Raw genomic sequence first — 22,170 nt, 5'->3', positions numbered from 1 at the left:
ATCGGTGCACCGCCCGCGCCCTACGGTGAGGGGATGGCTGCACCCCGCTCGACCAGGCCCCTGCGCGACTACGCCGCGATCGGAGACGGTCGCACGGTCGCCCTGATCGCGAAGGACGGCAGCGTCGACTGGATGCCCGTCCCGGACCTCGGCTCCACCCCCGCCTTCGCCGCCCTGATCGACGCCGAGTCCGGCGGCTGCGTCGAGCTCGCCCCCGAGGAGCCCGCCGAGGTCTCGCGCGCCTACATCCGCGACACGAACGTCCTCGAGACCACCTTCACCACCGAGTCGGGGACCGTCCGCGTGACGGACGCGCTCGTCACCGGGATCGCGGGCCGCCTCCCGTGGGCCGAGCTCGCGCGCCGCGTGGACGGTGTCGACGGCGAGGTGCGGATGCGGTGGGCCGTGCGTCCCGGAACGGGACTCGGCCGGTTCTCCCCGTGGATCCAGAACGCCGACGGCCGCTCGCTCATCCGCGCCGGAGACATCACCATCGGCGTCACCGGGCAGGAGCACGGGCCCGACGGCGACGACGCGCCCTCCGGCGCCGGCGACGAGCTGACGGGCTCCTTCGTCGTGACCGCGGGGAAGGACGCCGTGCGGCACGTCCTGGTCGTGTCGGCCACGCATGACGAGCCGCTGCACTTCCCGGTCGCGAAGAACGTCGACCGCGGCATCGACCGCACCATCCGCAGCTGGCAGAACTGGTCGGAGGAGTTCTCCTACGACGGCCCGTGGTCCGAGGCCGTCCAGCGCAGCGCCCTCGCGCTCAAGCTGCTGATCTACTCGCCCACAGGAGCCATCGCCGCGGCCGCGACCACGTCGCTCCCGGAGTCGCCCAACGGCGGCAAGAACTGGGACTACCGCTTCGCCTGGGTGCGCGACGCCGCGTACACGATGCACGCGCTGGTGCGCTTCGGCCTGCGCGAGGAGACGCACGCCGCGCTGTCCTGGCTCCTCCGCACGATCAAGGAGCACGGGCCGGACCTGCACATCTTCTACGGACTCGACGGCTCCATGCCGACCGTCCTCGAGGAGTTCGACGTCCCGGGCTACGCCGGCATCGGCCCGGTCGTCGCCGGCAACGCAGCGCAGAGCCAGCTGCAGCTGGGCGTCTTCGGCGACCTCTTCGACATCTGCCGCATCTACGTCGACGAGGGCAACGTCCTCGACATCCAGACCGGTCGGCTCCTCGCCCGCGTCGCCGACACCACCTGCGACCTGTGGCGGAACCGCGATGCGGGCATGTGGGAGCTGGAGGAGGAGCAGCACTACACCTCCTCGAAGATGGGCTGCTGGCAGGCGCTCGACGCGGCCGTGCACCTGGCGGAGCTCGGCCAGGTCGCGGGCAGCCCCGACCGCTGGCGCTTCGAGCGCGACCGCATCCGGGAGTGGATCGAGGAGCACTGCTGGTCCGAGGAGCTCGGCTCCTACGTGATGTACCCGGGCAGCGAGGAGCTGGACGCCTCGGTGCTCCTGCACGCGCCCAGCGGCTACGAGCGCGGCGAGCGGATGATCTCGACCATCGACGCCCTGGTGAAGGAGCTGGGCCGCGGCGCGCTGCTGTTCCGCTACTCCGGCATGGAGGGCGAGGAGCACCCGTTCGTGGCCTGCTCGTTCTGGCTCGCCTCCGCCCTGGCCTGCGTCGGTCGGCACGACGAGTCGGTCGCCCTGATGGACGAGCTCGTCGCCACGGTCCCGAACGACGTCGGGATCATGTCCGAGATGATCGCGGTCGACGACCTGGCCTTCTGGGGCAACCTGCCGCAGGGGCTCAGCCACCTCGCGTTGATCAACGCGGCCATCACCATCGAGGAGCTGGCGCCGAAGAAGGTCGGCCGCGCGTAACCCCGCCGACGGCGTCCGCGCAACCCGTTGAGGGCCGGCTCCGAGGGGCGTAGACCGGTACCACCCCCTCGCACCGCACCCACAAGGAGCACCTCAGCATGGATCTCGGGATCACCGGCCGCACCGCCCTCGTCACCGGAGGCGACTCCGGCATCGGCCTGGCCACGGCGCAGCTCCTCCTCGCCGAGGGCGCGACCGTCGTGATCACCGACAAGGACCAGGCGGAGCTGGACCGGGCGGCGGCCGGGCTCGACGCTCCGGAGGGCCGCCTGCACGCCTTCGCCGCCGACGTCACCAGCACGGAGCAGCTCGTCGAGCTGCATCGCCGCGTGGCCGGAGCGGTCGGCGCGATCGACATCCTCGTGCAGTGCGCCGGAGTCACGGGGGCGCAGGGCCTCTTCCATGAGATCGACGACGAGGGCTGGACCAGCACCCTCGAGGTCGATCTGCTCGGGCCTGTGCGGCTCGTGCGCGAGTTCCTCCCCGACCTCCGCACCGGAGGCTGGGGCCGGCTCGTGCTCACCGCCTCCGAGGACGCCGTGCAGCCCTACGACGACGAACTGCCCTACTGCGCCGCGAAGGCGGGCGTCCTCGCCTTCGCCAAGGGCCTCTCGCGCTCCTACGCGCAGGAGGGCCTGCTCGTGAACACGGTCTCGCCCGCGTTCATCCGCACTCCGATGACCGACGCGATGATGTCCAAGCGCGCCGAGCAGAGGGGCACCTCGGTCGACGAGGCGATCTCGTCCTTCCTCGACGAGGAGCGCCCGTACATGGAGCTGAAACGCCGGGGCGAGGCCGAGGAGGTCGCAGCCGTGATCGCCTTCCTCTGCTCCGACCGCGCCTCGTTCGTGAACGGCTCGAACTACCGCGTCGACTCCGGATCCGTCGCCACGATCTGATCCCCGCAACCACGGGCCCCGTCCAGCGCGCGCACCCCGCGCGTGCGGGCGCCGTCCAGCCGAAGAAGCCAGACTCGGGGCGGGACACCGCACCCGGCACTGCAAGAGAAAGGAACGGTCCATGACCACCACCCTCGAACGCCACGTCGAAGCCCCCGCGGGCTCCGGTGCCAAGACCAGCCGCCGTCAGAACGCCGAGAAGGGCTTCAAGGCCTCCAAGGAGCTGCTCGACAGCCTCCAGATCGTCCTCGTCGACCTGATCGAGCTCCACGTCCAGGGCAAGCAGGCCCACTGGAACGTCGTCGGCAAGAACTTCCGCGACCTCCACCTGCAGCTCGACGAGATCATCGAGGCCGCGCGCGAGTTCAGCGACGACATCGCCGAGCGCATGCGCGCCCTCCACGGGATCCCGGACGGCCGCAGCGACACCGTCGCCGCGACCACCACCCTCCCCGAGTACCCGCACGGCGAGATCGACACGGCCGAGACCGTCGACCTGGTCACGATCCGCCTCGAGAACACCGCCGCCACCATGCGCGAGGTCCACGACCAGGTGGACGAGGAGGACCCGACCAGCGCGGACCTCCTCCACGCGATCATCCAGAGCCTCGAGCAGTACGCCTGGATGGTGTCGGCCGAGAACCGCACCACCTCCGCCGCCAAGTAGGGGCGAGCACCGGCAAGGGGACTCCGCGTCAGCGGGGTCCCCTTCCGTCTGCCCGAGCGGTGTCGAGTCGCCGTGCAGTCCGGATCAGTAGGGTCGTGGCATGAGCACGCAGGTCTCCGAACTGTTCGACGCGCACCGCTGGGCGGCCGTCGACGGCTTCGACGCACTCGAGGACATCACCTACCACCACGACCGCTCCGGCCGCATCGCGCGGGTCGCGTTCGACCGGCCCGAGGTCCGCAACGCGTTCCGGCCGCGCACGGTCGACGAGCTGTTCCGCGCCCTCGAGGACGCCCGGACGAACCCGCGCATCGGCGTCGTCATCCTCACCGGCAACGGCCCGAGCCCGCGCGACGGGGGCTGGGCGTTCTGCTCCGGGGGAGACCAGCGGATCCGCGGCCGCGACGGCTACCGGTACTCCGACGGCGAGACCGCCGAGGGCATCGACTCCGCGCGGAACGGCCGCCTGCACATCCTCGAGGTGCAGCGCCTCATCCGCTTCATGCCGAAGGTCGTCATCGCGGCCGTCCCCGGCTGGGCCGCGGGAGGCGGGCACTCGCTGCACGTGGTCTGCGACCTCACCCTCGCCTCCGCCGAGCACGGGCGCTTCAAGCAGACGGACGCCGACGTCGGCTCCTTCGACGCGGGCTACGGCTCGGCGTACTTCGCCCGCCAGATCGGGCAGAAGGCCGCGCGCGAGGTGTTCTTCCTCGCGCGGGAGTACTCCGCGCAGCGCGCCTACGAGATGGGCGCCGTGAACGCGGTCGTCCCGCACGCCGAGCTCGAGACGACCGCGGTGGAGTGGGCCGAGACGATCCTCACCAAGTCGCCCACGGCCATCCGGATGCTGAAGTACGCGTTCAACGCCGTGGACGACGGCCTCGTGGGCCAGCAGCTCTTCGCGGGCGAGACCACGCGCCTCGCCTACGGCACCGACGAGGCCGTCGAGGGACGAGACTCCTTCCTCGAGAAGCGCGAGCCCGACTGGTCGCCGTTCCCGTGGCAGTTCTGAGCCGGAGGGCACGCAGGTGACCCGCCCGCTCGCCGGTGTCGACGCGACGGTCGAGGCCGTCCTCCTCGCTCTTCGCGCGGCCCTGGACGGCAGCGGCCCGGCGATCCGCGTCTCCGCCCCCGGCGCTGCGACCGCCTCCGAGGATGCCGTCGTGCCGCAGCGCGTCGCCGCCGTCGTCGAGACCTCGGGCTCGTCGGGGCCGCCCAAGCGGGTCGCGCTCTCGACAGCGGCCCTGCTCACCAGCGCCTCCGCGACCCTCGCCGAGCTGGGCGGGCCGGGACGCTGGCTGCTCTGCCTGCCGACCCACTACGTCGCGGGACTGCAGGTGCTCGTCCGCTCGTTGACCGCGGAGGCCGACCCGGTCGTCCTCCCGGCCGGCGGCTTCGACGCGGCGGCCTTCCTCGCTCTCGCTCGGACGATGCCGGCGGGGGAGCGGCGGTACTCCTCGCTGGTCCCCGTGCAGCTCGCGCGGCTGCTGGACCTCGCCGAGCGCGATCCGGCCGCGGCCGAGGCGCTCCGCTCGTTCGACGCGCTCCTGATCGGCGGCCAGGCGACGCCGCAGCCGTTGCGGGACCGCGCCGCCGCCCTCGGTGCGCGCATCCGCCTGACCTACGGATCGAGCGAGACGTCCGGTGGCTGCGTCTACGACGGCGTCCCGCTCCACGACGTGCGGATGCGCGTCGAGGACGGGCAGGTGCTGCTCGGCGGGCCGACCCTCGCGGAGGGCTACCTCGACGCCGACGGCGCGATCGACCACGAGCGCAGCGCCGCCGCCTTCCTCGAGATCGACGGGGAGCGCTGGTACCGCACGGGCGACGTGGGCTCGATCGTCGACGGGCGCCTCCGGGTGACCGGTCGGCTCGACCGCGTGATCGTGTCGGGCGGGGAGAAGGTGTCGCTCGACTCCGTCGAGGCCGTGCTCCGCGAGGGGACCGTCCCCGACGCGGTCGTCGTGCGGCGAGCGGACGAGCAGTGGGGCGAGGTCCCGGTCGTCGTGACGGCGGAGGAGGCTCCCGCGCTCACCGACCTGCGCGCCCTGATCGCCGACCGCCTCGGGCGCGCCGCCGCTCCCGCGGCCGTGCTGCCGGTCGGCCGCATCCCCCTCCTCGCCTCCGGGAAGCCCGACCGCCGCGCCCTCGAGGTGCTCGCCGAGCAGGCCTGACCGGCTCCGAGCGTCGACGGGCCGGTGGGTAGGATTCCCTCCGTGTCGAGTACGAGTCGCAAGAAGAAGTCCTCCAGCGGCCGCCCCGGGGGCAGCCCGCGAACGGTCGTCGTGAAGCCCGCCGGTCCCCGCGAGTGGATCGCCGGCGCCCGCCTCCGCACCCTCCCGCTGGCCGTCGCCCCCGTGCTCATCGGCACCGGAGCGACCCAGGTCGTCGACGAGGGCTGGCACTGGGTGCGCGCCCTGCTCTGCCTGGCCGTCTCGCTCGCCCTGCAGATCGCCGTCAACTACGCCAACGACTACTCCGACGGCGTGCGCGGCACCGACGCCAACCGCGTCGGACCCTCGCGGCTGACCGGCTCCGGAGCGGCGAAGCCCCGCCAGGTGCTCACCGTCGCCCTGGTCTTCTTCGGGATCGCGGCCGTCGCCGGCCTCGTGCTCACCGCCCTCTCGGGGCAGTGGTGGTTCCTGATCGTCGGCGCGGCGGCGATCGCGGCCGGCTGGTTCTACACCGGCGGACGCCGCCCCTACGGCTACCTCGGGCTCGGCGAGCTCTTCGTCTTCGTGTTCTTCGGCCTGGTCGCCACCGTCGGCACCACGTTCGTGCAGATCGGCCGCACCAACCAGGAGTCGTGGCTCGGCGCCGTGGCGGCGGGCCTGTTCGCCTGCGCCGTGCTCATGGTCAACAACATCCGCGACATCCCGACCGACCGCCTCTCGGGCAAGCGGACCCTCGCGGTCCTCGCGGGACCGGCCGTGTCCCGGGCGATCTACACGGGCTTCGTGCTGATCCCGTTCGGCATCGCGGTGATCCTCGCGCTGTTCTACCCGCTGGCATGGCTGACGCTCTTCGTGCTTCTGATGATCCTGCCGGCCATCCTGATCACCCTGACGGCGAAGACGGCGAAGGAGCTCATCCTGGCGCTGCAGCTGACCAGCCTGGGCGGGCTCGCCTACGCGGTCATCCTCGGGGCGGCGCTGGCGTTCTAGAGCGGCGGCTCGCACGAGGCGGGCTCGGGTGGGCCGGATTCGGGTGAGAACGGCTGTTGCGTGCCGGGCCTGGTGCGAGCGGGGTCAGCGCGTCCGAGGGGAGCCCTCGCCGGCGGGAGCGCCCGGCTCAGCGGTCGTCGCGGGTCGCGTCGACCGCGGCGTCCTCGACGTCGTCGTCGGTCGGGGCGCGCGGGACGTCCTTGCGGCGCTCGTAGATCGCCTCCGCGATGCGCTCGCGGGGCTTCCTCAGCAGGATGTAGGAGAGGGACAGGCTCGCGATCGCGGCGACGAAGCCCGCGGTGACCGCGGCCGTCAGCTCCGAGTCGACGAAGGTGCGCGCCGGCAGGTACACCAGCACGAAGACGCCGGCGAACATCGCCAGGCGCAGGAGCGAGTAGACGACGACCGCGCGGCTCAGTTTCACCGGGACAGTGTACGTCGGCCCCTGCACGCGCTTCCGTGAGCACCGTGGGAGCCTCCTGTCCAGCGTCCGTGCGGACCCTCCCCGACGGGGGTGCCGGACGTAGACTCGTGTCCATGATCCGCCTCGTCATCGGCCTGCTCGTGGCCCTCGCCGTCTTCACGGTCTACACCGTGATCGACGTCGCGATGAGCAACCGTCACGCCGTGCGGGCGATCCCGAAGTGGTCCTGGCTCCTGGTGGTGCTGATCCTCCCGGTCATCGGGGCGGGACTGTGGTTCTGGATCGGCCGTCCCCGCAAGCAGCGCGCCGCCGGCCGCCGCTACACCGCTCCGGACGACGACCCCGACTTCCTCGGCACCCTCCGCACCGAGCGCGACCCCGAGGAGGAGCGCCTGCAGGCAGAGCGCATCGCCCAGCTCGAGCGCGACCTCGCCGACATGGACGAGCAGGGCGAGGCCGACGGCCCCGGCCGCCGGGATGCCTGAGCACCGGCCGGTCGCCCCCTCCACCCGATTCGCGGTCGACCTCCTCACCCGCTTCGTCGCGCTCGGCGTCCGCGACGTCGTCGTCGCTCCGGGCTCCCGCTCGCAGGCGCTCGCCCTGGTGGCGGCCGAGCTCGAGACCCGCGGCGACGTCCGGCTGCACGTGCGGATCGACGAGCGCTCCGCGGGGTTCCTGGCGCTGGGCCTCGCCCTCGAATCCGGGATGCCGGCGCTCGTCATCACGACCTCCGGCACGGCGACCGCGAACCTGCACCCGGCCGTGCTCGAGGCGGACGCCTCGGACGTGCCGATGATCGTCCTGACCGCCGACCGGCCCGACGAGCTGCGCGGCATCCGCTCGAACCAGACGGCCGAGCAGCGCGAGCTGTACGGGCGAGCCGCGCGGCTGTTCGAGGACGTCGCTGCTCCGGACGACGCCTCCCTGCCCGAGGACGCGCGGGCGCTCGCCGATCGTGCCGTCACCGCGGCGCGCCGCGGGCCGGTCCACCTGAACCTCTCCTTCCGCGATCCGCTCTCCTCCGCTCTGCCGGACATCGAGCGGATCGAACCGGTCTCGTCGCCCGCCGTCGGATCCGGGATCCCGCGTGCCGTCGTGACCGCCGGCCCTGATGAGCCGCTCACGGTCGTCATCGCCGGGGACAAGGCGGGCGCCGCGGCCGAGGAGATCGCTCGCGCCGGCGACTGGCCGCTGCTCGCCGAGGTCTCCTCCGGCGCCCGCTTCGGACCGCAGCTCGTCGTCGCCTGGCGGGGTCTGCTCGGCGAGCCCGACTTCGGCGGACGCATCCGCCGGGCGATCGTGCTCGGACACCCGACGCTCTCCCGCGAGGTCCCCGAGCTGCTGCGGCGCGAGGACGTCGAGGTCATCGTCGTGGACGCCGTGCGCGAGCAGTTCTACAACCCCGGCCGGCGCGCCCGCCGCGTCGGAGGCGTCGACGTGGTCCGACCCGAGGGGTCGCCGCGTCCCGAGCGCGGCGAGCGCGCCTGGGCCGGATCCTGGGTGTCCGCGAGCCGCGCCCTGACGGTCGACCCCGACGAGCTGGACGAGGTCCCCGACGCCGGGTCGATGTCGGTCGAGGACCGCCGCGGCTACGCGCGCAACGCCCTCGCCGCGATCAGGGCACCGCTCACCCGCGACTTCGTCGTCGCCGCGGTCTGGAAGGTCACCTGGCCGCACGACCGGCTGCTGTTCGGAGCGTCGCGGCTGATCCGCGTCGCCGACGGGACCCTGCCTGGCAAGCGGATATCCGTCCTGGCGAACCGCGGCCTCGCCGGCATCGACGGCACGATCTCGACGGCTCTCGGGATCGCGGTGGCTTCGCAGGCGACCGAGCAGGGAGCCGGCGGAGTCACCCGGGCGGTCCTCGGCGATCTCACTCTGCTCCACGAGGCCGGCGGCCTCCTCCTCCCGCCCGGAGAGCGACGCCCGCGCGTGCAGCTCGTCGTCGTGAACGACGGGGGCGGCACGATCTTCGACGGACTCGAGGTCGCGTCGAGCTCGCATCCCGATGCGTTCGACCGCGTGCAGTTCACCCCGCAGAGCGCCGATCTGGAGGCTCTCGCGCGCGCCTACGGGTGGGGCCACCGTCGTGCGGCGACGCGCGGCGAGCTGGAGCAGGCGCTGACCTCGCCGGGTGACGGGCCGGGCATCGTGGAGATCCGGCTCGAGCGCTGAGTCCGCGCGGGTCCGGTCGGACGGTCCTCCACAGGTCGTCGTCGGACGCTGTTCTCCCGGGGACGCCTCGTTCGAGCTCCGCAGCTCGTCAGCTGCTGCTTCGCTGGAGGCATGGCTGATGCGGAGACCGTGCGAGGAGAGGTCCTCGCCCTCGGCGACCGGGCGGCGGCGCTCGCGAGGAGCGCCTCCCCGGTGCTCCTGTCCGCGGCGGAGGCGCTGCACGCGGGACACTGCGCGGCGCTGACCTGTCCCGACGCGTTCGCCCGAGGCTCCTCGGCGGACAGCAAGGATGCGACGGACCTCGTCGAACGGTCGATCCGAGCGGAGTTCGCCGTCGCCCTCGGGGTCTCCGAGCGCACCGCCGCCAGGGAGCTGCTGCACGCCTCGCTCCTGATGGAGGAGCTGCCGCGGACCCGTTCCGCGCTCGCCGACGCCAGGATGCGCTGGGAGGCCGGCCAGCTCGTCTGCTCCGTCGCGGCGACCCTCCCGGCAGCGGCGCGCGCGGCCTACGACGACCGGGCCGTCGACCTCGCGGAGACGCTGACCCCGGGGCAGCTGCGCCACGCCCTCGCGCGGGTGCGGGAGGAGCTGCACGACGAGCCCCTCGCCGAGCGGCACGCTCGCGCCCGTGAGGACCGCCGGGTGTGGATGACAGCCGGGATCGACGGCATGGCGACGGTGTGCGCGCACGTCCCCGCGCCCGAGGCCGTCGGAGCGCTCGCCCGGCTCGATCGCATCGCGAGGGATCTGCGGGACGGCGCCGAAGGGGACCGCGATCTGCGGACGCTGGCGCAGCTCCGCGCCGATGCGTGGGCCGACCTGCTCTGCCACGGGGACGTGGCGGGGACCACTCCGGAGGGAGCCGCGGCGCCCTCGACCGGGCTGCGGGCCGAGGTGAGAGTCACCGTGGCGGCGAGCACCGCCGCGGGTGACGACGAGGCGGCCGCCGAGCTCGACGGCTACGGGCCGATCCCTGCCGAGGCGGTGCGAGCGCTCATCGACGACGCCGCCGCCTTCACTCCCGTGCTGACCGACGAGGAGACCGGCGCGGTCGTCTCCGTCGGGCGCCGCCACCGCCTCCCGCCGCCGAGGATGAGGCTGCTGGTCCGCCTCCGCGACCAGACCTGCCGCTTCCCGGGCTGCACCCGGCCGGCGTCCTCGACGGAGACCGACCACAGCGTCGAATGGCGGAACGGGGGAGAGACGACTCCCGACAACCTCGCCTCCCTGTGCGTCGCCCACCACCACGTGCGCCACGGCGACCGGTGGACGTATCTGCTCCATCCGGACGGCACAGCGGACTGGACCACACCGACCGGCCGTCGCGTGACGACCCGGCCGCCGGCACTGCCCGGGCGTCCGCCGGTGGGCGCAGGACGACGGCCGGGTGCTCCCCGGCTCGACGGGGACCCGGCGGGGTAGCCGACGGCTTCAGCGACTCCCGACGTGCGTCATGCCAGCGCGTCGGTGATCGGGCGGAACTTCATGCGGGTCTCGGCGAGCTCGGACTCGGGAACGCTGTCGGCCACGATGCCGGCGCCCGCCCAGGCCGTGACCGCGCCCTCGGCCGTGACCTCGGCGCTGCGGAGTCCGACGGCCCACTCGCCGTCGCCGTTGCCGTCGATCCAGCCGACGGGTCCTGCGTACCGACCGCGGTCGAAGGGCTCCAGGTGCTCGATGAGCGCAAGGGCGTCGGCGGTCGGAGTGCCGGCCACTGCGGCGGTCGGGTGAAGAGCATCGACGAGATCGAGCGCGCTGGAGGAGTCGTCCAGAATTCCTCGCACGTCCGTCGCGAGGTGCCAGAGGTTCGGCAGGCGGAGCGTGAACGGGGCGGCGCCGGCCGTCAGCTCCCGTGTGTGGGGCTCGAGCTCCCGGACCAGACTGGCGAGAGCGAAAGCGTGCTCTGAGCGGTCCTTCGGACTCTCGAGCAGAGCGGCTTCCACGTCCGCGTCGGCGAGGGGGTCCGCTCCGCGTGCAGCCGTGCCGGCCAACACCCTCGCCGAGATCTCGCCCCGATCGACCGCGACCAGCGTCTCCGGACTGGCGCCGAGGAATCCGTCCACGGCGAAGCCCCAGCAGTCCGGGTAACGCTCGGTGAGCGCACCCAGCATCCGACGCAGGTCCGCCCCCGGCGGGAGCCGCCCCTGCAGATCGCGCGCGATCACGACCTTGGACAGCTCGCCCGACCGGATCGTCTCCACCGCGGCAGCGACCGCCGCGCGGTACCCGTCCGGCGGCAGCGCACCCGGCGAGAGCGGCACGTGGTACTCCGCCCCCAGCGGCTCCTCGCCCGGCGTATCCGGTCCCTCCGCCTCGCCGATCGTGATCCGCGTCAGCCATGACCGGCCGTCGCGCGTCCCGATCACGGTGCGCGGCACGATCAGCACGCTCGTCGCCTCGGATCGGCTCGAGAAAGCGAAGGTCCCGAACGCGACCAGCCCCGTCCCGGGCAGTCCGACCCGGTCCTCCACCGTCGCCGCGTCGCAGAGCCGACGCCAGGTTGCCGCCGCCTCCCGCAGCCGTTCCGGGCCCGAGAACTCGAGGCGCAGGGCCTCGCCGCGTCCGCTGAGCCCGGCGCCGTCGCGCTGCCAGAGGAGGGGCCGCCTCGGGTCGGAGTGGGAGAGGAGCGACTGCGGAGAGTCGAGTGGAGTCGTCTCCGCACGCAGCAGGGGGGTTCCAGCGCCGATGAGCGTCACCTCAGCAGGGTACGCCCGCGCCAGAGGATGGGACGTCCCATGCCGCGGGGCTCGGGGCGGAGGGCTCCGTTGCTACCGTGATCCGGTCCGGGGCCGCCGCGCGAGGCGGAGCGGGGCGGTCCCGGCGCTTCCCCAGGGGGGAGCGCGCCGACCGGGCGCGGGACGGCGGATGCACAGCCGCCGTCCCTCGTCTCGCCGTAGACTTGCGGATCGTGACGAAGGCAGACCTCACCAAACGGCCCGACGAGGTCGCCTCGATGTTCGACACCGTGGCTCCCGCCTACGACCTGGTGAACGGACTCCTCTCGGTGGGGAACGACCGGCTCTGGCGGATCGCGACAACGCGCGCCGTCAACCCTGCTCCCGGTGAGCGCATCCTCGACATCGCGGCCGGCACCGGAACGTCGAGCGCGTCGCTGGCGCGGTCGGGCGCCCAGGTCGTCGCAGCCGACTTCTCCCCGGGGATGATCGCCGTCGGCCGTCGCCGTCAGGCGGGCAACGACCGGATCGAGTTCGTCCAGGCCGACGCGATGGACCTCCCGTTCGAGGACGAGTCGTTCGACGCCGTGACCATCTCGTTCGGTCTGCGCAACGTGGCCGAGCCGAGGACGGCGCTCGCCGAGTTCCTGCGTGTGCTGAAGCCCGGCGGCCGGGTCGTGATCTGCGAGTTCTCGACTCCGCCGATCGCTCCGCTGGCCGCCGCGTACGACTTCTACCTGTCGACGGTCATGCCCGCCGTCGTGCGCCTCGCGTCGTCGAACAATCCTGCGTACGACTATCTCGGCGATTCCATCCGGGCCTGGCCGGAGCAGAGCGTCGTCGCCGCCTGGCTCCGCGCGGCGGGCTTCGAGCGCGTGGCCTACCGCGATCTGACCGCGGGCATCGTGGCGCTGCACCGCGGCGTCAAGCCGATCGCGGCGACCCGATGACGACCGGGGTCCGCACAGGCCGAGACGTTAGGGTTTCCCTGTGAACGCCACTGCGCCCGTCGCCCGTCGCAGCCCGTCTCTGACGGCGCAGCTCGGCCTCTCCGAGCGCATCTTCTCCTCCTCGTCGGACCGCGCTCTCGCCCGCACGATCGACGCGGGTCTGGAGCAGGTCGAGGAGGGTCTCGTCCGGCAGCTGTCCTTCGCGGACGCCGTGGCCGACGTCTCCACCCGGTACCTCCTCGAGGCGGGCGGCAAGCGCGTGCGCCCGATGCTCACCCTCCTGGCCGCGTCGCTGGGCCGCGGCAACACGCCGCAGGTCCTGCTCGGTGCGCAGGCGATCGAGATCACGCATCTCGCATCGCTCTACCACGACGACGTCATGGACGAGGCGGAGAAGCGCCGCGGCGTCCCGTCGGCGCAGACCGTGTGGGGCAACAACGTGGCCATCCTGACGGGCGATCTGCTTTTCGCCCGCGCGAACCAGCTGATGGTCGAGCTCGGCGACAAGGCGATCCGGCTCCAGGCCGACACGTTCGAGCGGCTCGTCCTCGGGCAGCTGCACGAGACGGTCGGCCCGACCGACGGCGAGGACCCGGTCGAGCACTACCTGTCCGTCCTGGCCGACAAGACCGGGTCCCTGATCGCCGCGGCGGGCCGCACGGGAGTCGCGTTCTCGGAGGCTCCGGAGGAGTACGAGGAGGCCATGCGCGTCTTCGGCGAGAAGATCGGCGTCGCCTTCCAGATCGTCGACGACGTGATCGACCTCTCTCCCCAGCCGGAGGAGACCGGCAAGAACCCCGGCACGGACATCCGCGCCGGCGTGTCGACGCTGCCGATCCTGCGCCTGCGCGAGCGCGCCTCCTCGGACAGGGACGCCGCGGCTCTCCTCGCCCGCATCGAGAGCTATGTGAGCCGCTCGAACGACGCCATCGCGCACACGGAGGAGCAGAGCGCCGACATCTCGGACGCCATCGCTCAGCTGCGCGATCACGACGTCACCGCGCAGACCCTCGCCGAGGCCCACCGGTGGGCCGACGAGGCCGTCGCCGCCCTCGCTCCGCTGCCCGACGGCTCCGTCCGCAAGGCGCTGACGCGCTTCGCCGACACCGTCGTCGAGCGCAACGGCTGACCCCGATCGTCGCGGCGCGCCCTGCGCCGCAGGAATGAGACCGGTTGTGCGCTGCGGCGCCCCGGCAGGAGGAACGCAATGACCAAGCTCAGGCTGGCCATCGTCGGCGCGGGTCCCGCGGGCATCTACGCCGCCGACCTCATGATCAAGGCCGAGAAGAAGTACGACGTCTCGATCGATCTGTTCGAGCACCTGCCCGCGCCCTACGGCCTGGTCCGCTACGGCGTGGCGCCCGATCACCCGCGCATCAAGGGGATCATCACCGCGCTGCGGGAGGTGCTCGACCGGGGCGACATCCGCATCTTCGGCAACGTGCACTTCGGGACCGACATCACGCTCGAGGATCTCAAGCGGCACTACCACGCCGTGATCTTCGCGACCGGCGCCGTCCGGGACGCTCCGCTCGACGTCCCGGGTGTCGAGCTCGAGGGCTCCTACGGTGCGGCCGACTTCGTCAGCTGGTTCGACGGCCACCCCGACGTGTCGCGCACCTGGCCGCTGGAGGCGTCCTCCGTCGCCGTCATCGGCAACGGCAACGTGGCGCTCGACGTCTCGCGGATGCTGGCGAAGCACGCCGAGGACCTCCTGCCCACCGAGGTCCCGCCGAACGTCTACGAGGGGCTGAAGGCTTCTCCCGTCACCGACGTGCACGTCTTCGGGCGCCGCGGTCCCGCTCAGGTGAAGTTCACGCCGCTGGAGCTGCGCGAGCTGGGCGAGCTGCGCGACGTCGACATGATCGTCGCCGACGAGGACTTCGACCTCGATCCCGCTTCGGAGGCCGCCATCGCGACCAACAAGCAGGTCATGGTCATCAACCGGGTGCTCAACCAGTGGCGCACCCGCGAGGTCGGGAGCGCCTCGCGTCGTCTCCACCTGCACTTCTGGGCGAAGCCGCTCGAGTTCGTGGACGACGGATCGGGTCGGGTCGGCGCGATCCGGTACGAGCGCACCGAGCCGGACGGCGAGGGCGGAGTGCGCGGCACGGGTGAGATCCGCGAGGTCCCCGTGCAGGCCGTGTACCGCGCGGTCGGCTACTTCGGCTCGCCGCTCGACGGCCTCCCGTTCGACGAGATGCGCGGCGTGATCCCGAACCGCGAGGGCCAGGTCCTGGACGACGAGGACCAGCAGGTCCACGGCGTGTACGCGACCGGCTGGATCAAGCGCGGACCGGTGGGCCTCATCGGGCACACCAAGTCCGACGCCATGGAGACCGTCGCGCACGTGCTCAACGACCAGGCGTCCTGGTGGACGCCCGAGCACCCCGAGGAGGCGGCCGTGGTCGCCCTGCTCGAGGAGCGGGAGATCGCCTACACGGATCTCGACGGCTGGCACCGGCTGGACGAGCACGAGATGGCGCTCGGCGAGCCCGAGGGCCGTGCGCGCGTGAAGGTCGTTCCTCGCGAGGACATGATCGCGATCTCGCGGGCGGAGCCGGTCGCGCTCTGACGCGTGCTCTTTGAGCGGCCCTCCGGTGCACTCCGGGGGGCCGTTCGTCGTTCCGGCGCGGACGCCGCGCACCTCCTCTAGGATTCGGGCACCGCTCTGGACGGAGACAGCATGACCACGGCCTCGCCCCACGACGTCATCCGGGTGCGGGGTGCGCGCCAGAACAACCTCCGGGGGATCGACGTCGACATCCCGAAGCGGAGGATCACCGTGTTCACCGGGGTCTCGGGCTCCGGCAAGTCGTCGCTCGTCTTCGGCACCATCGCGGCCGAGTCCCAGCGCCTCATCAACGAGACCTACTCCGCCTTCGTGCAGCAGTTCATGGGGTCGCCGGCCCGCCCGGACGTGGAGTCGCTTGACGGACTGTCGGCCACGATCGTCGTCGATCAGGAGCGGATGGGGTCGAACGGCCGGTCCACGGTCGGCACGGCGACCGACGCGTACACGATGCTGCGGATCCTCTTCAGCCGGATCGGCGACCCGCACGCGGGCACGAGCGGTGCGTTCTCCTTCAACCTGCCGGAGGGGATGTGCCCCCGGTGCGAGGGAACGGGCCGGGTGTCGAGCATCGACCTCGACGCGCTGATCGACCGCTCGAAGTCGCTCGAGGGCGGTGCTCTCGACGCGATCCCCAACTTCGTCGTCGGCGGCTGGTACTGGAAGGGCCTCGCCGAGTCCGGCCTCTATCCGGCCGATGTGCCGATCGCAGACTTCACGCCCGAGCAGATGGACGCGTTCCTCCACCGTCCGGCCACCAAGATGGCCATCGCCGGGATGACGATGACCTACGAGGGCCTCCTGGTGAAGGTCACCCGCCTCTACCTGGCGAAGGAGGCGGCCCAGCCGCACATCCGCGCCTTCGCCGAGCGGGTGGCCACCTTCGCCGCCTGTCCCGAGTGCGGAGGCGGCCGGCTCACCCGGGCGGCGCTGGAGTCGCGCATCGGGGGCCGGAACATCGCCGAGTGCGCCGCGCTGCAGGCGACCGACCTCGCCGCGTGGCTCCGCGGACTGCAGGCGCCGTCCGTCGCTCCGATCGTCGAGACCATCCTCGGGACGCTCGACGCCCTCGTCCAGGTCGGGCTGGGCTACCTGTCGCTCGATCGGGAGTCGGGCACCCTCTCGGGCGGTGAGGCGCAGCGGGTCAAGATGGTGCGGCATCTGGGGTCGAGCCTCACGGACGTCACCTACGTCTTCGACGAGCCGACGGCGGGTCTGCATCCGCACGACGTCTCGCGGATGATCGAGCTGCTGCGCCGCCTGCGGGACAAGGGCAACACCGTCCTGGTGGTCGAGCACAAGCCGGAGATCATCGAGATCGCCGATCACGTGGTCGACCTCGGTCCGAGGGCCGGCGCGCACGGCGGCGAGCTGCGGTTCGAGGGGACGGTGGCGCAGCTGCGCACGTCGGACACCCTGACGGGCCGTCATCTCGGTCACCGCGTCCCGCTGAAGGAGGCCGTGCGCCGTCCGACCGGGGCGGTGGAGATCCGCGGGGCCTCCACGCACAACCTCCGCGGCGTCGACGTGGACGTCCCGCTGGGCGTGCTGACCGTCGTCACCGGAGTCGCCGGCTCGGGCAAGTCGTCGCTTCTGCACGGCTCGCTCGCGGGTCGGCCGGGCGTGGTGGTGGCCGACCAGTCGCCGATCCGCGGCTCGCGGCGCAGCAATCCGGCGACCTACACCGGGGTCCTCGACGCGATCCGGGCGGCCTTCGCGAAGGCGAACGGTGTGAGACCGGCGCTCTTCAGCGCGAACTCGGCAGGCGCCTGCCCCGTCTGCAAGGGGGCCGGGATGATCTTCACCGAGCTGGGCCCCGCCGCGACGGTCTCGTCGGTCTGCGAGGAGTGCGACGGCAAGCGGTTCACCGCTGAGGTGCTCGAGTACCGCCTGCGCGGGAGGAACATCCACGAGGTGCTCTCGATGCCGATCGTCGACGCCGCGGAGTTCTTCGCGAGCGGACCGGCGCACACGGTGCTCGCCCGTCTCGTCGACGTCGGTCTCGGCTACCTCACGCTCGGACAGCCGTTGAACACGCTGTCCGGGGGCGAGCGCCAGCGCCTCAAGCTCGCGATCAACATGGCCTCGTCCGGATCCGTCTACCTGCTCGACGAGCCGACCACGGGCCTGCACCTCGCGGACGTCGACACACTGCTCGGACTGCTCGACCGGCTGGTCGACTCCGGGAACTCGGTCGTGGTGATCGAGCACCACCGCGCCCTGATGGCGCACGCGGACTGGATCATCGACGTGGGGCCCGGAGCCGGGCACGACGGAGGGACGATCGTCTTCGAGGGGACTCCGGTCGGGCTCGCGGCGGCGGACACGCTGACCGGACGCGCCCTCGCCGAGTACGCGCGCTGAGGCGCACGGAGCCGCGACGTCCGCGGGTCAGCGCGAGAACGGGCCGGACAGGGCCGCCCACTGCAGGAGCATGATCGTCTTCGCGTCGACGATCTGCACGCCGATCTGGGTCAGCGCCTCGTCGAACGAGAGCTCGAGGACCTCGATGTCCTCGCCCTCGTCGGCGAGTCCCGCGAACGCTCCGCTGCGGGTCCCCGCGCGGTAGCGCCCGGCGTAGAAGTGCAGCTTCTCGGTGACCGAGCCGGGGCTCATGAACGCGTCGAACACGTGCTCGAGCCGGCCGACCTCGAGTCCGGTCTCCTCGGACGCCTCGCGGCGGGCGCCCTCCTCGGGCCCGTCCTCGTCCAGGAGGCCGGCGGGCACTTCGAGGAGCATCCCGTCGAGGTCGCCGTTCACGTACGCGGGGTAGCGGAACTGCCGGATCAAAACGACGGTGCGCGCGTCGGCGTCGTAGAGCAGGACCGCCGCGCCGTTACCCCGGTCGTAGGTCTCGCGCTGCTCGCTGGTCCAGCTGCCGTCGCGGTGCCGGTAGTCGAAGCGGGTGGTGCGGAGGACGTACCAGTCGCTCGAGAGGAGGGTGACCTCCTTCACGACCACGTCGGGGTTCCCGACGAGGTCGAGCCCGTCCCTGTCGAGTCCGGTGCGGCCCCGCCGGTCGGGGTCGTCGATTCCGGCGGTCACGCGCGTGCTCCCGTGTGCGTCATTCCTCAGCGGAAGTTGACGAACTGGAGGTCGAGCTCGAGGTCGGCCCCGCGCAGGAGCGCCATGGTCGCCTGGAGGTCGTCGCGGCTCTTCGAGGAGACGCGGAGCTCGTCGCCCTGGATCTGCGACTTGACCGACTTCGGCGCCTCGTCGCGGATGAGCTTGTTGATCTTCTTCGCGTGCTCCTGGTCGATGCCCTCCTTGAGGGTGGCCTCGATCCGGTACTCCTTGCCGGACGCGAAGGGCTCGCCCGCATCGAGGCTCTTGAGGCTGATGCCGCGCTTGATCAGCTTCGACTGGAAGACGTCGAGGATGGCGTTCGCCCGCTCCTCGGTGTTGGCCTTGATCAGGATCTTCTCGCCGCTCCAGGCGATCGAGGCGCCGACGTTCTTGAAGTCGTAGCGCTGCTCGACCTCCTTGTGGGCCTGGCTCAGGGCGTTGTCCGCCTCCATCTTGTCGATCTTGCTGACGACGTCGAACGTTGAATCTGCCATGGCTCCGAGTTTAGCTTTCAGGCGTGGCGGAGCCCGGCCCCAGGCGCGGCTGGTACCTCTGAGGGGTGCGCCGCCTCCCCGTTCTCGTCCTCGTCCCGCTCGCCGGCCTCCTCCTGGCCGGCTGCGGCCAGCGGCCGCCCGCGCTGACGATCGAGGAGGGCCTGTCCACCGTCCCTCCCGCGGCGACCGCTCCCGTCGCGGCGGACCCCGTCGTATTGGCGGATCCCGAGCAGGCCGCGGCGACGCCGGTGCGACTGCTCGCCGACGAGGCGTGGCTGGGCACGGCGTCCGAGGGGAGCGGCATCCCGCTGCGCGCGCTCACCGCCTACGCGGGCACGGCCCTCCTCACGGCATCGGTCGACCCCGACTGCCGGTTGGACTGGGCGACCCTGGCCGGCATCGGCTACGTCGAGAGCAGGCACGGCACGATCGACGGCGGCGAGCTGGGCGAGGACGGGCGGCCGACGGAGCCGATCTACGGTCCGCGCCTGGACGGAGCGCGCTTCGACCGGGTCCCCGACAACGACGGCGGGGCTCTGGACGGCGACGCCGAGGTCGACCGGGCGATGGGTCCGCTGCAGATCATCCCCGCGACGTGGATGGCGTGGGCGTCGAGCGGATGGGATCCGCAGAACGTGGACCAGCAGGCGGTGACCGCCGCCCGCTACCTCTGCGACGCCGGCGGCGACCTCTCGACGGAGTCGGGATGGCGGGCGGCGATCGCGGCCTACAACCCGGCCGGGAGCTACGCGGGGAAGGTCGCGGAGGCGGCGTCCCGCTACGCGGCGGAGGCGGACTGAGGCCTCGCGGCACCGATTTCCGATCTGCCGGTCGCGTGGGTATCCTTGCTGAGCGCCTCCGGTTGTGAACCCGCGGTCGGGTGTGCCACGGCGAGTTACCCTAGCGGCCAAAGGGATCTGACTGTAAATCAGACGGCGTAGCCTTCGGGGGTTCGAATCCCTCACTCGCCACCGAGCAGGAACACCCGGCAGACGCCCCGGCATCACGAGATGCGCGGGGCGTTCCGCATGTCGGGGGATCGCCGTTCCGGCGGAGTGCCTTTCCGGGGGAGCACCGGTCCGGCGGATCGCCGGGCCCGGCGTCTTCGTCCCGTCGCACCCCGCACGCCGTCGGCCCGGCCTCCGCGGTCGCCCGGCCCGCGCTGTCGGCCCGGCCCGCGCCGTCGCCTCAGCCCCGCGCCTCCTGCTCCAGGAACCCTGCGAGGGAGAGCGGCGGCCGTCCGGTCAGCCGCTCGACGTCGCCCGAGACGTGCTCCAGCTGTCCGGCGGCGATCGCGGAGTAGGTGCTGACCCAGGCGTCCAGCTGCCAGTCCGGTGCGTTCCAGCGGCGGCGTGACGCGTACGCCGCCTCGAGGGTCTCGTCGACGTACACGGCGGGGCGGCCCGCCGCCGTCAGTGTCGCGGCGACCTCGTCGAGGGTGAGGGCCTCGGGCCCGGTCAGCTCGTAGGCGGCTCCGCGGTGTTCGGAGGGGGAGCGGAGGACCGCGGCGGCGGCGCGGGCCACATCCTCGCGCGCGACGACGGCGGCCCGGCCCGTTCCCGCGGGTCCGCGGATCGCGCCGTCCTCGCCGAGCATCGCGGGCAGGAAGTCGAGGTAGAGGTTGTCGCGGAGGAACGTCCAGCCCATGCCGGAGCGGCGGATCGCGTCCTCGGTGGCCGCGTGGTCTCGGGCGAGGGTGAAGACCGCGTCGGGTGCGGCTCCGGCGAAGGAGGTGTAGACGACGTGCTCGACACCCGCGGCGGCGGCTGCGTCGACGAATGCGAGGTGCTCGGCGCGGCGCTCCTCGTTCTCGGAGGCGGAGACCATCAGGAGGAGGCGCACGCCCTCGAGCGAGTCGCCCGCGTCGGCGAAGGAGGAGCGCACCACCTCGGCCCCGGGGAGCTCGGGCGCGCGGGACGGGTCGCGGACCAGCAGGCGGAGGGCGTGACCGGCGTCGGCGAGCTCGCGCGCGACGCGGCCGCCGACGGCTCCGGTGGCTCCGGTGAGGGCGATAGGGGTGCTCATCCCCTCATGATGGGCCCGATCCCTAGGCTGGGGCCATGAGCGACAACGCCCCCCTCCTCGCCATCGCCCGCTCGATCGCCGTCGAGGCGGCGCACCTCGCCCGCCAGCGGCGGGAGGACGGTGTCGAGATCGCCGCGTCGAAGTCGTCTCCGGAGGACGTGGTGACGGCCGCGGACCGGGAGGTCGAGGAGCTGATCCGCCGGCGCCTGGCCGAGGCGCGTCCGGACGACGGCTTCCTCGGCGAGGAGTCGGGGTCGGGGGGCGGCACGAGCGGGCTGACCTGGGTCGTCGATCCGATCGATGGGACCGTCAACTACCTCTACGGCATCCCCTCCTACGCGGTCAGCATCGCTGTGGTGGAGGGGGAGCCGGATCCCGCGACCTGGACCGCGCTCGCCGGCGCGGTCGTGAACGGAGCGACGGGCGAGGTGACCACGGCCAGCCGAGGCGGGGGAGCCGAGCGGGACGGAGTCGCGCTGCAGGTCTCGGCTCCCTCCTCCCTCTCGCTCGCGCTGGTGGGCACCGGCTTCGGCTACGACGCGGGCCGCCGGATGCGTCAGGGCGCCGTGGTGCAGGAGCTCCTGGGCTCGGTCCGCGACATCCGCCGCATCGGCTCGGCGGCGCTCGACCTGTGCTCGGTGGCCACCGGGCAGCTGAACGCGTACTACGAGCGGGGCCTGAACCCGTGGGACCTCGCTGCGGGCGCCCTCATCGCCGAGGAGGCGGGCGCGCGGGTCGCGGGACTCGACGGCGCGCCCTTCGGCTCCGGCCTGCTCATCGCGGCACCGGATCCTCTCTTCGCCGAGCTGGAGGATCTGCTGCGCCGCCTGCGCGCGGACGAGGTGTAACCGCTCTCCCAGGCCGGGCCGACTAGGATTCCGTGCGCCGAGAGGCGGATCGGCGCAGGATCCCGCCGGGGCTCGCCGCGCGTCGTGCCCCGATCGCGCCTGTGCGCGGCGGCCTCTGGCCGGATCCCGCCGGCCGTGGTTATCCTTTATGAATTCGTGATGTTCGCACAGGCTGCGCTCACGGAGCCGAGCGGTGCCTCTCCCTGGAGGCCCGCTCGTCCCCTGCCCCCGACGGAAGACATCGATTTCGTGAGCCCCGATTCGCCCGCCCTCCGCGACATCATCGACTCCTCCGTCGAGGCCTTCGCCGCCGTCGGCGCCCCGTCGACGTGGGTGCTGTCGAACCACGACGTCGTGCGCCAC

General features: G+C 72.4%; 20 protein-coding genes and 1 tRNA gene. 16 read left to right on the top strand and 5 right to left on the bottom strand.

Translation table 11 applies throughout. The annotated features are described in order from the left end of the window. The first annotated feature begins 33 nt into the window (after positions 1 to 33). The 6 genes from C5C55_RS07245 to C5C55_RS07220 all read left to right on the top strand — a co-directional run bounded on the left by C5C55_RS07245 (position 34) and on the right by C5C55_RS07220 (position 6,578). Complete coding sequence (locus C5C55_RS07245; protein ID WP_104233419.1) at positions 34 to 1,848, top strand: glycoside hydrolase family 15 protein; 1,815 nt, start codon at positions 34 to 36, stop codon at positions 1,846 to 1,848. A 98-nt stretch (positions 1,849 to 1,946) separates the two neighbouring features. Further along, on the top strand, positions 1,947 to 2,747 hold the full coding sequence (locus tag C5C55_RS07240; RefSeq protein ID WP_104223595.1) for an SDR family NAD(P)-dependent oxidoreductase: 801 nt from the start codon (positions 1,947 to 1,949) through the stop codon (positions 2,745 to 2,747). Between the two features lie 121 nt (positions 2,748 to 2,868). Then, positions 2,869 to 3,414, top strand: a complete 546-nt coding sequence (locus C5C55_RS07235) for a Dps family protein (protein WP_104223596.1) — start codon at positions 2,869 to 2,871, stop codon at positions 3,412 to 3,414. Between the two features lie 100 nt (positions 3,415 to 3,514). After that, positions 3,515 to 4,426 carry a 1,4-dihydroxy-2-naphthoyl-CoA synthase gene (locus C5C55_RS07230; protein ID WP_068255374.1) on the top strand — a complete coding sequence of 304 codons (912 nt, stop codon included), beginning with the start codon at positions 3,515 to 3,517 and terminating at the stop codon, positions 4,424 to 4,426. A gap of 16 nt (positions 4,427 to 4,442) precedes the next feature. Beyond that, positions 4,443 to 5,588 (top strand): AMP-binding protein, encoded by a 1,146-nt coding sequence (locus C5C55_RS07225; protein WP_104233418.1) that lies wholly within the window; start codon positions 4,443 to 4,445, stop codon positions 5,586 to 5,588. A gap of 42 nt (positions 5,589 to 5,630) precedes the next feature. Further along, the gene (locus C5C55_RS07220) at positions 5,631 to 6,578 is read left to right on the top strand and encodes a 1,4-dihydroxy-2-naphthoate polyprenyltransferase (protein WP_374953789.1); all 948 of its coding nucleotides are present in this window, start codon (positions 5,631 to 5,633) and stop codon (positions 6,576 to 6,578) included. A gap of 127 nt (positions 6,579 to 6,705) precedes the next feature. Here C5C55_RS07220 and C5C55_RS07215 read toward each other — a convergent pair whose 3' ends face one another. Continuing rightward, positions 6,706 to 7,002 (bottom strand): DUF4229 domain-containing protein, encoded by a 297-nt coding sequence (locus C5C55_RS07215; RefSeq protein WP_104239140.1) that lies wholly within the window; start codon positions 7,000 to 7,002, stop codon positions 6,706 to 6,708. Positions 7,003 to 7,115: 113 nt separating this feature from the next. On the opposite strand from C5C55_RS07215, the gene C5C55_RS07210 reads away from it, so the two are divergent. The 3 genes from C5C55_RS07210 (at position 7,116) to C5C55_RS07200 (ending at position 10,599) form a co-directional block, all read left to right on the top strand. Continuing rightward, positions 7,116 to 7,487: a PLD nuclease N-terminal domain-containing protein gene (locus C5C55_RS07210; protein ID WP_104225908.1), complete on the top strand. Its 372-nt coding sequence runs from the start codon at positions 7,116 to 7,118 to the stop codon at positions 7,485 to 7,487. Next, entirely contained in the window at positions 7,480 to 9,177 is a 1,698-nt protein-coding gene (gene menD / locus C5C55_RS07205) for a 2-succinyl-5-enolpyruvyl-6-hydroxy-3-cyclohexene-1-carboxylic-acid synthase (protein ID WP_104233417.1), read from the top strand. The genes C5C55_RS07210 and menD overlap by 8 nt, the downstream gene beginning before the upstream one ends. A gap of 111 nt (positions 9,178 to 9,288) precedes the next feature. Continuing rightward, positions 9,289 to 10,599: an HNH endonuclease signature motif containing protein gene (locus C5C55_RS07200; RefSeq protein ID WP_104233416.1), complete on the top strand. Its 1,311-nt coding sequence runs from the start codon at positions 9,289 to 9,291 to the stop codon at positions 10,597 to 10,599. Between the two features lie 29 nt (positions 10,600 to 10,628). Here the strand turns inward: C5C55_RS07200 and C5C55_RS07195 are convergent, their stop codons facing one another. After that, positions 10,629 to 11,873, bottom strand: a complete 1,245-nt coding sequence (locus tag C5C55_RS07195) for an isochorismate synthase MenF (protein ID WP_374954232.1) — start codon at positions 11,871 to 11,873, stop codon at positions 10,629 to 10,631. A 212-nt stretch (positions 11,874 to 12,085) separates the two neighbouring features. Here C5C55_RS07195 and ubiE point away from each other — a divergent pair, with 212 nt between their 5' ends. The 4 genes from ubiE (at position 12,086) to C5C55_RS07175 (ending at position 17,738) form a co-directional block, all read left to right on the top strand. Next, entirely contained in the window at positions 12,086 to 12,802 is a 717-nt protein-coding gene (gene ubiE, locus C5C55_RS07190) for a bifunctional demethylmenaquinone methyltransferase/2-methoxy-6-polyprenyl-1,4-benzoquinol methylase UbiE (RefSeq protein WP_104226060.1), read from the top strand. A gap of 40 nt (positions 12,803 to 12,842) precedes the next feature. After that, the gene (locus C5C55_RS07185; protein WP_104233415.1) at positions 12,843 to 13,931 is read left to right on the top strand and encodes a polyprenyl synthetase family protein; all 1,089 of its coding nucleotides are present in this window, start codon (positions 12,843 to 12,845) and stop codon (positions 13,929 to 13,931) included. A 78-nt stretch (positions 13,932 to 14,009) separates the two neighbouring features. Further along, positions 14,010 to 15,377, top strand: a complete 1,368-nt coding sequence (locus C5C55_RS07180) for an FAD-dependent oxidoreductase (protein WP_104223603.1) — start codon at positions 14,010 to 14,012, stop codon at positions 15,375 to 15,377. Positions 15,378 to 15,488: 111 nt separating this feature from the next. Continuing rightward, on the top strand, positions 15,489 to 17,738 hold the full coding sequence (locus C5C55_RS07175) for an excinuclease ABC subunit UvrA (RefSeq protein WP_104233414.1): 2,250 nt from the start codon (positions 15,489 to 15,491) through the stop codon (positions 17,736 to 17,738). 27 nt (positions 17,739 to 17,765) lie between these two features. On the opposite strand, the gene C5C55_RS07170 is transcribed toward C5C55_RS07175, so the two are convergent. Together C5C55_RS07170 and C5C55_RS07165 are read right to left on the bottom strand one after the other, a co-directional pair. After that, positions 17,766 to 18,419: an NUDIX domain-containing protein gene (locus tag C5C55_RS07170; RefSeq protein ID WP_104233413.1), complete on the bottom strand. Its 654-nt coding sequence runs from the start codon at positions 18,417 to 18,419 to the stop codon at positions 17,766 to 17,768. A 26-nt stretch (positions 18,420 to 18,445) separates the two neighbouring features. Beyond that, positions 18,446 to 18,934 (bottom strand): YajQ family cyclic di-GMP-binding protein, encoded by a 489-nt coding sequence (locus C5C55_RS07165; protein ID WP_104233412.1) that lies wholly within the window; start codon positions 18,932 to 18,934, stop codon positions 18,446 to 18,448. 65 nt (positions 18,935 to 18,999) lie between these two features. On the opposite strand from C5C55_RS07165, the gene C5C55_RS07160 reads away from it, so the two are divergent. Further along, complete coding sequence (locus tag C5C55_RS07160; protein WP_104233411.1) at positions 19,000 to 19,734, top strand: hypothetical protein; 735 nt, start codon at positions 19,000 to 19,002, stop codon at positions 19,732 to 19,734. An 89-nt stretch (positions 19,735 to 19,823) separates the two neighbouring features. After that, a tRNA-Tyr gene (locus tag C5C55_RS07155) sits at positions 19,824 to 19,905 on the top strand. Positions 19,906 to 20,122: 217 nt separating this feature from the next. Here the strand turns inward: C5C55_RS07155 and C5C55_RS07150 are convergent. Beyond that, complete coding sequence (locus tag C5C55_RS07150; RefSeq protein ID WP_104233410.1) at positions 20,123 to 20,959, bottom strand: SDR family oxidoreductase; 837 nt, start codon at positions 20,957 to 20,959, stop codon at positions 20,123 to 20,125. Between the two features lie 35 nt (positions 20,960 to 20,994). Between C5C55_RS07150 and C5C55_RS07145 the strand changes: the two genes are divergently transcribed. After that, entirely contained in the window at positions 20,995 to 21,807 is an 813-nt protein-coding gene (locus C5C55_RS07145) for an inositol monophosphatase family protein (protein ID WP_104233409.1), read from the top strand. Positions 21,808 to 22,170 lie beyond the last annotated feature (363 nt).

It is taken from the genome of Rathayibacter sp. AY1C2, assembly GCF_002931195.1.
Lineage (GTDB): Bacteria > Actinomycetota > Actinomycetes > Actinomycetales > Microbacteriaceae > Rathayibacter.
This window is presented reverse-complemented; position numbering and strand designations above follow the sequence as displayed.